This window comes from Halomonas binhaiensis (assembly GCF_008329985.2).
GTDB classification, from domain to species: domain Bacteria; phylum Pseudomonadota; class Gammaproteobacteria; order Pseudomonadales; family Halomonadaceae; genus Halomonas; species Halomonas binhaiensis.
In genome coordinates this window covers 2,188,283-2,200,427 of the sequence record NZ_CP038437.2, presented here as the reverse complement: position 1 = coordinate 2,200,427, position 12,145 = coordinate 2,188,283, and the positions used below count along the sequence as shown (strand labels likewise).

The 12,145-nt window shown below is 57.6% G+C and carries 10 protein-coding genes; 2 read left to right on the top strand and 8 right to left on the bottom strand.

What is annotated here, in order from left to right; genetic code table 11:
- Nucleotides 1-2 precede the first annotated feature (2 nt).
- The 6 genes from E4T21_RS09660 to E4T21_RS09635 form a co-directional block, all read right to left on the bottom strand.
- Nucleotides 3-575, bottom strand: coding sequence for a GNAT family N-acetyltransferase (locus E4T21_RS09660; protein ID WP_149284792.1), 573 nt, complete (start codon nt 573-575; stop codon nt 3-5).
- Between the two features lie 77 nt (nt 576-652).
- Nucleotides 653-1,081: a SufE family protein gene (locus E4T21_RS09655; protein WP_149284791.1), complete on the bottom strand. Its 429-nt coding sequence runs from the start codon at nt 1,079-1,081 to the stop codon at nt 653-655.
- 178 nt (nt 1,082-1,259) lie between these two features.
- Nucleotides 1,260-1,913 carry a TetR/AcrR family transcriptional regulator gene (locus E4T21_RS09650; protein ID WP_149284790.1) on the bottom strand — a complete coding sequence of 218 codons (654 nt, stop codon included), beginning with the start codon at nt 1,911-1,913 and terminating at the stop codon, nt 1,260-1,262.
- 71 nt (nt 1,914-1,984) lie between these two features.
- A complete protein-coding gene (locus E4T21_RS09645; protein ID WP_205423485.1) occupies nt 1,985-3,721 on the bottom strand; it encodes an aldehyde dehydrogenase family protein in 1,737 nt (578 codons plus the stop codon).
- Nucleotides 3,718-5,346, bottom strand: coding sequence for a long-chain fatty acid--CoA ligase (locus E4T21_RS09640; protein WP_149284789.1), 1,629 nt, complete (start codon nt 5,344-5,346; stop codon nt 3,718-3,720). Before E4T21_RS09640 ends, E4T21_RS09645 begins: the two co-directional genes overlap by 4 nt.
- Complete coding sequence (locus tag E4T21_RS09635; RefSeq protein WP_149284788.1) at nt 5,331-7,007, bottom strand: GMC family oxidoreductase; 1,677 nt, start codon at nt 7,005-7,007, stop codon at nt 5,331-5,333. Before E4T21_RS09635 ends, E4T21_RS09640 begins: the two co-directional genes overlap by 16 nt.
- A 222-nt stretch (nt 7,008-7,229) precedes the next feature.
- On the opposite strand from E4T21_RS09635, the gene E4T21_RS09630 reads away from it, so the two are divergent.
- Nucleotides 7,230-8,846 (top strand): acyl-CoA dehydrogenase family protein, encoded by a 1,617-nt coding sequence (locus tag E4T21_RS09630; protein ID WP_149284787.1) that lies wholly within the window; start codon nt 7,230-7,232, stop codon nt 8,844-8,846.
- An 87-nt stretch (nt 8,847-8,933) separates the two neighbouring features.
- On the opposite strand, the gene E4T21_RS09625 is transcribed toward E4T21_RS09630, so the two are convergent.
- Nucleotides 8,934-9,674: an SDR family NAD(P)-dependent oxidoreductase gene (locus tag E4T21_RS09625; RefSeq protein WP_149284786.1), complete on the bottom strand. Its 741-nt coding sequence runs from the start codon at nt 9,672-9,674 to the stop codon at nt 8,934-8,936.
- Nucleotides 9,675-9,808: 134 nt separating this feature from the next.
- Between E4T21_RS09625 and E4T21_RS09620 the strand changes: the two genes are divergently transcribed.
- Nucleotides 9,809-10,438 (top strand): TetR/AcrR family transcriptional regulator, encoded by a 630-nt coding sequence (locus E4T21_RS09620; protein ID WP_149284785.1) that lies wholly within the window; start codon nt 9,809-9,811, stop codon nt 10,436-10,438.
- A 5-nt stretch (nt 10,439-10,443) separates the two neighbouring features.
- On the opposite strand, the gene E4T21_RS09615 is transcribed toward E4T21_RS09620, so the two are convergent.
- Nucleotides 10,444-12,141, bottom strand: a complete 1,698-nt coding sequence (locus E4T21_RS09615; RefSeq protein ID WP_149284784.1) for a GMC family oxidoreductase — start codon at nt 12,139-12,141, stop codon at nt 10,444-10,446.
- Nucleotides 12,142-12,145: the final 4 nt, after the last annotated feature.

Sequence of the window (12,145 nt, the reverse complement as noted above, 5' to 3'; positions counted from 1 at the left end):
ACCTAGGAAGAAACATCGGGACGTGACTCAGCCCCTTTACCCAGGGCGCGCTGCATCAGGACGGTATCCACCCACCGGCCATGCTTGAAGCCAACAGCACTAAATGTCCCAGTCATCGCGAACCCCATTCGCTGGTGCAATGCAATGGATGCCGCGTTCTCACTGTTGCCGATCACTGCCAGCATCTGCCGCCACGGCCCCTTTTCGCAGCGTTTGATCAACGCTTCCAGCAGAGCACTACCGACGCCATTGCCACCACAACCTTCGGCAACATACACAGAATTCTCGACACTGAACCGGTAGGCTGCACGCGGTCGGTAGCTTGCTGCATAGGCATAGCCGACGATGTCGCCACAATGCTCTGCCACCAGGAATGGCAACCCTGCGTCGAGAATGACCTTGCGCCGTGCCATCAGTTCATCGACAGCAGGAGGGACTTCCTCGAAAGTGGCCAGCCCATGCAGGACATGGTGCGCATAGATGCTCTGCACCGTAGCCATGTCTGAATCATTGGCATCACGCACCAGAAGAGGTTGATGACCAGAGGCTGTGTCAACACCACCCACCACGTTCATTCCTCCTGTCCGGGTTACCCCGCATGCTCAGTCCTATCTATATTCGGGCCATCTATATTCAGGTCATCTATTTCAGGTTATGCCGCTGCTTCCTGATGGGCGACCTGATAGATGCGCTCCAGCATGCTGTTGAGGCCATTGCTGCGCGTAGGCGAGAGATGCTTGTCCAGTCCCAGGTCCTTGAGGAAGTGGGGGCTGGTAGCGACAATATCCGACGGCATGCGGTCATTGTAGATACGCATCAGTACCGCGATGAGCCCAGATACGATGGCAGCATCAGAGATGGCATCGAAGTGCAGAGCATCACCACGACGCTCGTGGCGCATCCAGACATTCGACTGGCACCCCTGAATTTTCAGTTCATCCAGTTTCCAGTCGTCAGGAAAGGACGGCAATGCCTTGCCCATATCAATGATGTACTGATAGCGGTCCATCCAGTTGTCGAACAGTTGGAACTCTTCGAGCAGTTCCTGCTGAGCTTGTTCTGCAGTGGTAATGCTGGTCATGATGCCTCCGGAATCGTTGCATCAATTATACCCTCACAGAATCCTGGCGTCGTCCCGTCGAGCGCTCACCCCATGGCAATAACGATCGGTTGCAGTTCTCGCCAGGTCGCTCCCGAGCAACGGAGAATCTCAAGGTCGGACTCTTTACAAGTCGGATTCTCCACAAGAAAGTCGCGGATCAGGACGAGTGTGTCATCTGGACAATACCTTCCAGCGCCATTCGAAACTGACGTTTCAACTCATCGCAGGGCTGATGATCGGCTGATGTATTCTGCAGCAGCAAGCGAAAGACACCGTCGAGCATGGCATACCCCAATGGCAGACCTTTCTCCCCTTTCATGCCTGCCGCCCGTAGTGCAGCGCCCAACGTTTGCTTGAGTTTGTCCTCGATCTCCGCCACCACTGGACGAAAGCTCGGGTCGAACATCGCCTGGCTGCGAATGTCATACCACAGCCGATGGGTGGATAAGTCATCAGTGATCGACCTCGCCAGCTCAGCGGCCAGGCTATCGAGAATCCTGTCGGGCATGGTATGGCCGCTTACGGCACTCTCGATACGACCTATGAACTCAGCCTTGTAAAGACGTACGCAATAGGTGATCAGCTCCGACTTGTCGGTAAAGTAATAGGTCAGGCTGCCCAGCGACATGCCGGAGTGCTCGGCAATGTCGCGCATGGTGGTATTGGCGTATCCCAGACGTTTCAGTGCATCCAGAGTGCTGACCGCAATCTCGGTCTTCTTTGCCTCACGCTTTGCCGCTTTGCGCCGTGCGCGTTCCTCGAGCTTGGTTTCTGAGTGCGATGGTTCCGGGTGCGACAGTTGTTGATTCATATGTCCATCTGCTTTGCTGTCTGTCCGTATCTCCCGATGGAGATCGATATATGTATGTAGAAGTGGCGAAACTAGCCCAGCAACGAGTGGAAGAACAATCGTGGCAGTTTCCACCAACCCGGGGCATGGTAAAAATCAACCAACAGCTTCGCTACTCGGTCCTGGCGCTGGTTGGTGATGAACCATGGTGGCCTGGGTAGCAATGTTGGTCGACCACTCAGCAGGGTCCGAGGGAATGGCCGAAACGGTGCCTCGACGATGGTGCGTTCGGTCTTCTCCAGCATCAGACTGTTATGCACAACCCCGATACCACTCTGTACATCTTCCAGCGTATGTCCCGGGAAGGCTCCCCAAGGACATGTTGGCAACAGGAAACCTATCCCCGACCAGGTGTTGATGGCGATAGTGCCATAATGCAGTTCACAGATGAGCTCGTTGAAACGATCGCGCCCTATGGCCTCCATGGTGTTGGGATGGATGACGATGTTGGCGCCCAAGGTGCCATGTAACTGCTGGTTGGCATAATCGATTGCCGAGCGCAGATAACTTTCAGCATCCGAAGCATAAAGCTCCGTGACCGACATGGCCGGACCAAAGACTTCATTCTGACGGAAGTCGTCACAGTCACTGGTATTGGCCATGATCAGCGGAGGGGCTTCTCCCCGCGCCACTTCCACAGGATCGATCGCCGTTGCACGAAAGGCCGCCAGTCGATCCTCGGCGCCCGGGTAATAGGCCGGACGTGTCGAACTCGCCATGACCGCCTTCAACTGCTCCAGCAACTCTGCACCATGCTCCCAGCCTCGGGGCATGACCAGCACCTGGCAGGCGACACAATTGAAACCCGAGTTCTGTAGTTTCTGAGTGGCCAGCTGCTCGGCCTGGAAGGCAATATCTGCCTTGCTCCATGGGCCGGGTACTACGATGGTCGGGCACACAGCACCCAGCTCCGAGGTGAATCGCTTGCGATTGCGTGGCGTGCCAGCCTTGCGGTTACGCCTGGCTTCCTCGCCTGTGCCCCATACGATGGCGTCATGAGTCGCCTGGGAGCCGGTGATATGCATCTCCTCAACATACGGATGATCAGTCAGCCAGGCGCCTACAGCACCATCGCCCTTGACGATATGCAATGCATTACGGTCGATCAGCGCTGCCAGCGCCTTTTCAAGGAATGGCAACAGATAGTCGTTGACAGGATTCAGCTTGAGCAGACATACCTGATTTTCGACGAAGAGCTTATGGAATACATCAAGCGGAGCAATGGATGCCACGTTGCCAGCTCCCAGGATCAAGGCCACCTTACCCTCGCGCTGCTCCATCGACACGTCATAGGCTAACGCCGCATGCTCCGCCAGATTGGCCTCGGTAACTTCGGGCTGCATCCATACATCTGCCGAAACGCCGGACAACAGTAGCCGATCCCAGATATTGGCAGGCGTCACACGCAACGACAAGCGACCGCCTGGCATGGTGCGTCGTGGAAGGCGCATGAGAAAGGCCTTCCTCTCCCATTGCTCAAAGGTGTCCATCAAGCCATTGCACCCGGCCATCATTGCTCCAGGACCCGCCAACCATTCTTCACCTACCAGAGGGCTGTCAGGACTCAAGCCCTTGGCCCTGGCCGCTGCCAGCACCCAGCCTTCGGCCACCTCAAGCAATGCATCCTTGATCTGTTGGAGGATAGCCAGCCGTTCTTCCACCGACGTTCGTGCCCATCGATGTCTGGCTCTGAACAACGACTTCAGTGCCGCCTCATGCTGGGGGTACAGGGAAGCCGTTGTCGCCATGTCCTGCTCTGCCGTTGTCATTCCCTGTCCTCCGCCAAGATTTGGCCATATTCATCCCGCAGTCGGTTCTTCAGTACCTTGCCAGTGGCACTCATGGGCAGCGTATCGACGAAGACCGCCCGATCAGGAATCTGCCACTTCGCCACCTTGCCCTCGTAATTGGCCAGCAGCTCCGACTCCTCGACACTGGAGCCTTGTGCACGCACGCAGAGCAGTATCGGCCGCTCATCCCATCTGGGGTGCCTGGCGGCAATGGCTGCTGCATTGGCAATTCCCGGATGGGCAATGGCGATATTCTCCAGATCCACGGTGGAGATCCATTCGCCCCCCGACTTGATGATGTCCTTGGCGCGATCACGGATGACCAGATATCCATTCTCATCGAGCGTGGCGATATCTCCGGTATCGAACCAACCATCGTCAGTCAAGGCATGTTCCTTGCTGCCGTAATAACATTCGACGACCCAATGACCCCGCACCTGGAGGCTGCCTTGACTCTCGCCATCATTGGGTAGCGTGTTGCCCTCGGCATCCACCACTCTGAGTTCGACGCCGAAGATCGGACGCCCCTGGGCATGACGTATTTCACGCTGCTGCTCCAAGGGCAGCTCGCTATGCTTACGCAAAGGCATGTTGATGGTGCCGATAGGCGTGGTCTCGGTCATGCCCCAGGCGTGAATCAGTTCGACGCCATAATCGTCGCGGAAGGTATTGATCATCGAGGGCGGCAAGGCTGTGCCACCAACAAAGGACCGTTCCAGATCCGGCAGTTGAGCACCAGAGCTCTTCAATGCTGCCATCAACCCCATCCAGATGGTCGGCACACCAAAGGCCACATTGACCTTTTCCTCGGTCAACAGCTTGAGCAGGCTGTCGCCATCCAAGTTCGGGCCGGGTAACACCAGGCGTGCACCAGCCATGGCAGCAATGAAGGGAATGCCCCAGGCATTGACGTGAAACATTGGCACCACAGGCAACAGCGAGTCGCGAGCCGAGATACAGGTGCCATCAGGCTGGTTGCCTCCCAGGGCATGCAAGACCAGTGAACGGTGAGAATTGAGCACGCCCTTGGGCTTACCAGTGGTACCTGAGGTGTAGCACAGTGCCGCTGGCGTGGTTTCATCGAGCTCGGGCCAAGCGTGTTGCGCATCGCCATGAGCAACCAGTTCATCGAAGAATTTCAGGGAGCCCAGAGTGCTCAGCGCTTCCTCATCGCGGGGATCCATCAACACAAAGTGCTTCACTGTTTTCAGGTGGGGCTGAAGCTGGTGGATAGACGGCAGGAAGGTGTGGTCGAAGAACAGCACTTCATCGGCGGCATCATTGATGATGTAGATAAGGTGTTCCGGCGACAATCGTGGATTGATGGTATGAGTGACACGCCCTCCCGCACCGACACCAAAATAGATTTCGAGGTGACGGCGGTTGTTCCAGGCAATGGTGCCACAACGTGCTCCAGCCGGGACGTCAAGATGATCAAGCGCCGATGCCAGGCGACGGGCATTTGCCGAGATGTCTGCCCAGCAGGTACGTTCGACGCCTCCTTTGGTGGCAACAGAAACGATTTCTGTGCCAGCGTGATAACGCGCTGCATGATCGATCAGGGAGCCAGTGGTCAGCGCCTGATACATCATTTGTCCACGCATGCCAGGCCCTCCTGTGTGATTGCCTGCCGAGACACTGCCCCGTCTGCGCATGTCCTGCCGAGAATCATGTCCGCCGCCTTTTCAGCGATCATGATGGTGGGTGCATTGGTATTACCGCTGACCAGTTTGGGCATCACCGAAGCATCCACGACTCTGAGCCCTTCAAGTCCCTTCACCCTCAATTCAGTATCTACGACCGCCAGGTCATCGTGCCCCATGCGACAGGTGCCGATCGGGTGATAGATAGTGTCGCCACGTGCACGAATGCTTGCCTCCCACTCGGCATCACTCATGTTGTCGTGAATACCGAACAGCTCCTTGTGCTTGTACTCCACCAATGGTGAAGCATGCATGATCTCGCGTGTGAGCTTCGCTCCCTTGATCATGACCTCTAGATCACGGGGATCACTGAGAAAATTGGGATCAATGCCCGGTGCGGCGTGAGGGTCGCCAGATGTCAGGAACACGGAACCTCGCGACCAGGGGCGCAATTGGCAGACATGTACGGAATAGCCGTAGCCCCAATGCAGTTTGCGAGCATGGTCATCGACAATTGCCGCAACGAAGTGAAGCTGGATATCAGGACGGTCAAGTGCAGGGTCGGTCTTGAGAAATGCTCCGGCTTCACCGATAGGCGAAGCGATCATGCCATTGCCATGCTTGCGCCAACGTGGCGCCTGACCCAGCAGACGTAATCCACCCTTGACGCCAAAGCCAAACAGATTGGTGTCTTTTGTCTTGTAGGCCTGAATGTAATCAAAATGATCCTGCAGGTTCTGCCCTACCCCCGGCAATTCGTGGACCATCTCGATACCATGCGGCTGGATATCTTCCGGCCGCCCGACACCCGACAACTGCAACAGTTGTGGGGAACCGAAGGCACCACCAGCCAGAATGACCTCGCGACGGGCCTTGACGTGATGTTCAGTGTCATCCTTTGTATAGCGGATGCCAGTGGCACGCTTGCCATCGAACTGTATCCGTGTGGCATGTGCCTGGGTGATCACCGTCAGGTTGGGGCGCTCCCCGATGATGGGATGCAGATATCCATGTGCTGTCGAGCAACGTTCGCCCTTGTGCTTTCCTTGGTGAAACTGAGTCACCTGAAAGTATCCAACCCCCTCATTGTCACCGGCATTGAAGTCATGGGTCTCGGGGATCTGCAATGATGCAGCCGCATCGATGAAAGCCCGGGTAATCGGACGCGGCTGCTCTTGATCGCTGACCTGGAGCGGACCATCACCGCCATGGGCATGGCTGGCACCGCGCACGTTGTTTTCAGCCTTGCGGAAATATGGCAGCACCGAGTCCCAATCCCAGCCTTCATTGCCTAGCTCGGCCCAGTCGTCATAGTCAGCACGGTGGCCGCGTACATACAGCATGGCATTGATCGCCGAGGAACCTCCCAGACAGCGACCACGGGGCTGGTAGCCACAGCGATCATTCATGCCTGGCTGCGGTACCGTCCTGAAGGCCCAGTTATTGATCTTGCCATAGCCTGGCATCATGGCCACCACACATACAGGAGCTCTCACCAGCAGGCTGGAACCATTCTTCCCGGCTTCAAGCAGGCATACCCGATTGTCAGGGTCTGCACTGAGCCGGTTGGCAAGTGTGGCGCCGGCGGAGCCTCCGCCGACGATGACGTAGTCGTACTCCATGATCACCTCTCAGGTTGTACTTGTTGTTTTTCTGGCGTGTTGGTCTGAACTTTGTTGAACTCTAGAAAAAATTCGTACACTTGACCAATAAATATGTACAAACTTTAGTCCAAGTGGAATTCACAGACATCTGTGCAACGCTTCAAGACATGGCCAGTGCAATGAGCACAAGCGTCAATAACGACAATATCGACACTAATGCATCAACACAGGGGAGGCCCCATGACGGATTCAATGCCACGCTCAACCCTCACCACACATGAGGTAGTCAACCAGCCGCCGGTGCGCGGCGACGTTGACCTCTGGTCGACCGACATTGCCCTGCGCGAGGCCATGGAGCGTGAAGGTGGGCAGGTTGCTGCCATCACTGACTACGCCCGGAAGATGGGGAGTCAGGAAATGCGTGAAGCGGGAATGGAAGCCAATCGCCATTCACCAGAGCTGGTACTATTTGACCAAGGTGGGCGACGCCTGGATGAAGTGCACTATCACCCAGCCTGGCATCGAATGATGGAAACCTCTCAGGCCGCCGGCTACGCCAGCGTTGCATGGCAGGGCAATCCCGGAGGCCATGTTACCCATGCCGCCATGGTCTATCTCGCCAGCCAGACCGAGCCGGGCCACTGCTGCCCTCTGACCATGACCTATGCCGCCGTTCCGGCGCTGGCCGCCAACCCCGTCCTCTCCGAACTATGGCGGCCCCGCCTGACAGCCAACCATTACGATCCATCCCTCCGTCCTATCGAGCAGAAGACCTCCGCCACCTTGGGCATGGCAATGACTGAAAAACAGGGTGGTTCGGACCTGCGCAGCAACACCACCCGCGCCGAGGCGGAAGGTGACGCCTACCGCTTGTTCGGTCATAAGTGGTTCTGCTCCGCCCCCATGTCGGATGGCTTCCTGACCCTCGCCCAGGCTCCCGGTGGGCTGACCTGCTTTCTGGTACCTCGCTGGCTGGAGGATGAACGCAATGCCATCCATATCCAGCGCCTCAAGGACAAGCTGGGCAACCGCTCCAACGCCTCCTCGGAAATCGAGTACCACGGAGCCCTGGCCTGGCGACTGGGTGACGAAGGCGCAGGCGTACGCACCATTATCGAGATGGTGCACCACACCCGCCTGGATACTGCACTCGCTCCTGCAGGCCTGATGCGTGGAGCCCTGAGCACGGCTCATCACTGGATAAGTCATCGCAGCACCTTCAACCGCACTCTGATTGACCAGCCCTTGATGCAGGCTGTGCTTGGTGATTTGACACTGGATGTCGAAGGAGCCCTCGCGCTGGGACTACGGGTGGCAAGATCCTTTGATGGCACCAGCGACGAGGACCGCGCCTTTGCCCGAATCGGAGTGGCATTGGCCAAATTCCTTGGCAACAAGCGCTGCCCGATTGTCACCTATGAAGCCATGGAGATGCTCGGCGGCATGGGTTACATCGAGGAAACAGGCATGCCCCTTTACTATCGAGAAGCACCGCTGAATGGCATCTGGGAAGGTTCGGGCAATGTCATCTGCCTCGACATCCTGCGTACCTTGGCAAAGGAGCCCCTGGCTGCGGAAGTGCTCCGCCAGGAACTGCTCGCCGCTCAGGGTAGCGACCGCCGCTACGATGCGGCACTTAGTACCCATATCGAACGTTGGCCGAAGCTACCTGGGGAAAGCGAGGCACGCTGGTTTGCAGAACGCACTGCGTTGCTGCTCACCGCTTCAGTGCTGATTCGTGCAGGCGTTGCTGCCGTTTCCGACGCCTTCGTCACCACTCGCATTGCCAACGAACGTGGACACGTCATCGGAGCACTCGGCGACGGAATATCGTCGCAACTGCTGGACCGAATCTGAAAACAGGGTCTGGAGACCAGAAGGATGCAGCATGACATGCTGCATCCTCACCGCGTTCAGCCTTGTGGCTGGATCAACGTCGCGTGATCATGCGTTCGATCCACCATCTATGGTCAACTCCGCCCCCGTGACCGAACGCCCTTCCGGCCCCGCCAGCCAGCGTACGAGCCCGGCAACATCACTTGCCTCGTTGTAGCGGGGAATAGCCATCGCGCCACGCTGCATGTCGGAATGATCCCCGCCAGCAGGGTTCATGTCCGTGTCGGTCGAGCCAGGGTGAACCACATTGACGGTGATCCCGCGTGTCCCGAAATCCCTTGCTGCCCCTTTGGTCAACCCCACCAGGCCCGATTTGGTCATGGCATACAGGCTGATGCCCGGCCATGGCACGCGTGATGCCAGATTACTGCCGATATTGATGATGCGTCCGCCTTCACGCAGATGCTTACCCGCGACCTGCATGGCAATGAAAGGGGCTCGCAAATTGATCGCCAGGGAATCATCAAGCTCATCAAGACTGAATTCCATGAAATCCCCGACAACGAATACACCAGCATTGTTGACCAGAATATCCAGGCCTGAATAGCTTTCGACAACGCTTTCCACCGCCCTTTCAATCGCTTGCTGATTACGGCTATCCGCTTGAATGGCAATGGCATTACCGCCTGAGGCTTCGATGTCCGACACCACCTGGAACGCATCGTCCTCTCGACTGGCGTAGGTGATGGCCACCGCTGCACCATCGGCTGCCAAGCGTCTGGCAATCGCAGCCCCGATACCGCGGCTGCCGCCAGTCACCAATGCCACTTTTCCGTTCAGATCGCTCATGGTTGTGCTCCTGTTCCAGACAGAAATTCCGTCAAATGATTTATGTATCGATCAGCACATAATTAACACTGACTGGACTCCGCCCCCACTGTCAAGGTATTTTTGTATCGATCGGCATATAAATGAGGTGAGCCATGGCGCCACGTGGACGACCACGTACTTTTGATCGACAAAAGGCCCTGCAACAGGCGATGGAAGTATTCTGGGAAAGGGGTTTCGACAATGCCTCGATGAGCGAGTTGACCCGAGCCATGGGCATCAACTCACCAAGCCTGTATGCCGCTTTCGGCAGCAAGGAAGCCCTGTTTCGCGAAGCGGTACAGCTATACATGAGCGCAGGCGGCGGCGGTATCTGGGGACCGCTGGACAGCATTGACTGTGCACGTGATGCCATCAGCCACGTACTCCACGCAACGGCGCTGACCTTCAGCCAGCACTCCCCTTCAAGGGGCTGTCTGATTGTCCTGGCCAGCCCGCAATCACAAGGAGGCAACCCGGAGATCGGCGAAGAGCTGGAGCAACATCGCAATCATAACCGTTGTGCCATCGAGCAGCGCCTGCAGCGTGCCGTCAAGGAAGGCGAGCTGGCAGCGTCCATGGATTGCCGAGCCATTGCCAATTACTACGCCACCGTACAGCACGGCATGTCGATCCTGGCCCGCGATGGCGCAACACGACAGGAATTGCTGGATGTCGCGAACTGCGCCATGGCGGCATGGGCGTCATTGACTGGCGGGCCAGGAGTCTGCCACAACAAGGAATGAGGTGCCTACGCAGAGGGCGATCCCATCTCCTGAGGCACAGGCTGCGAGCGATCTTCCGCCGTAACACCTGGCCTGGCAGCGCTACTGGGCAGGCTGATCAACTCGGCGCACCGACTGCCTAACATCATCGCTGGTGCAGCGGTATTCCCGGCGTTGATATTGGGTACCGCGGACATGTCGCAGACTCTCAGCCCCTTGATACCACGCACTCTCATATGACTGTCGAGCACCGCCATGGGGTCATCATCCGCCCCCATTCGCGCGGTGGAAGCAGGATGGTAGTTGGTCTTGACATGGCGCCGGCAATGGGCACGCAGTTCCTCATCCGTCGGATCGATGGCGGATTGCGGCAGCGCCACTTCACGCATGCGTTCCTTCAATGGCCCCTGTCGGAAGGCCTTGAGGAAAAAACGCTGCCCGGCAACCATGTCATCCATATCCGCAGGATCCTGCAACAGGTTAGGTGACACCAGAGGCATATCGGCTGGATCGCTGGAGCGCAGGCGCACGCTGCCACGCGAGCGCGGCTTGACCACTACTGTGGTGACCGTCATGCCGTAGCCATCCTGCATTGAATCACGGGCGTCGCGATCCAGATAGACGATAGGCACGCAGAAGGCCTGGATGCTGGGTGGTGCAGTGGGATCAAGCGGATTGACGAATGCCCCGGCTTCTACCCCTGCTGATGTTACTGGGCCACTGCCGAACAACTTGAACTGCAGGCCGTTGCGCAGCATGCGCCAGCCATCGCCCTGGCGATAATAGCCACAGGGCTGTTTGGCATAAGCGGTAATCGGCACTTCGGGATGGTCGATCAGGTTCTGCCCGACTCCCGGCAGGTCCACCTGCACCTCGATACCATGTTCCTGCAGGTGATCCGCCGGGCCGATACCCGACAGCATCAGCAGCTTGGGCGTCACCAGTGCACCTGCAGCCAGAATGACCTCTCCTCGCGCTCGGGCAACCTGCTCCTTGCCGGCCTTGTCGCGGTAGACCACCCCCACGGCGCGGCTATTCTCGATCATCACCCGCTGCACTTCACAATGCAGTTGCACCTCGAGCCGCGGGTCGCGCTTCAACGGACTGATGAAGGCGTAGGCCGAGGAACTGCGGCGCCCAGCACGGTTCATGAATTGATAGAACCCCACACCGCGCTGGGAATCACCATTGAAGTCGTGGTTGTACGGCTCGCCCAGTTGCTGCACGGCCTGCACGAACCAGCGCGACACCGAATCAATGTGACCGGGGTCCGACACCAGTAGCGGCCCACCCTGGCCGTGATAGGCATTGGATAACCGGTTGTTGTCTTCCATGCCCCGGAAGTGCGGCAGCACATCTCTCCAGCCCCAGCCGACATGATCGGCATTACCACTCAGCTCACGTTCCCACTCATCATAGTCATCTGGCCTGCCGCGCATGTATACCTGGGCATTGACCGATGACCCGCCCCCCAGCACATTGCCCTGGGGAATGTCCTGCACACGGCCATCCAGTTGAGGCTGTGGCAGAGTCTGGTGATAGCGCATGAACTTCGAGCCGTTGATCATCTTGAAGATGCCCGGCGGCATGTCCAGCAATGGATGGCGATTGGAATGTCCAGCCTCGAGCAACAACACCCGAGCGCCCTGCTCGGAGACAAGACGCGCCGCCGCCACACAACCGGCAGCACCACCGCCAACAACGATATGATCAAACTCCTTCATGGAA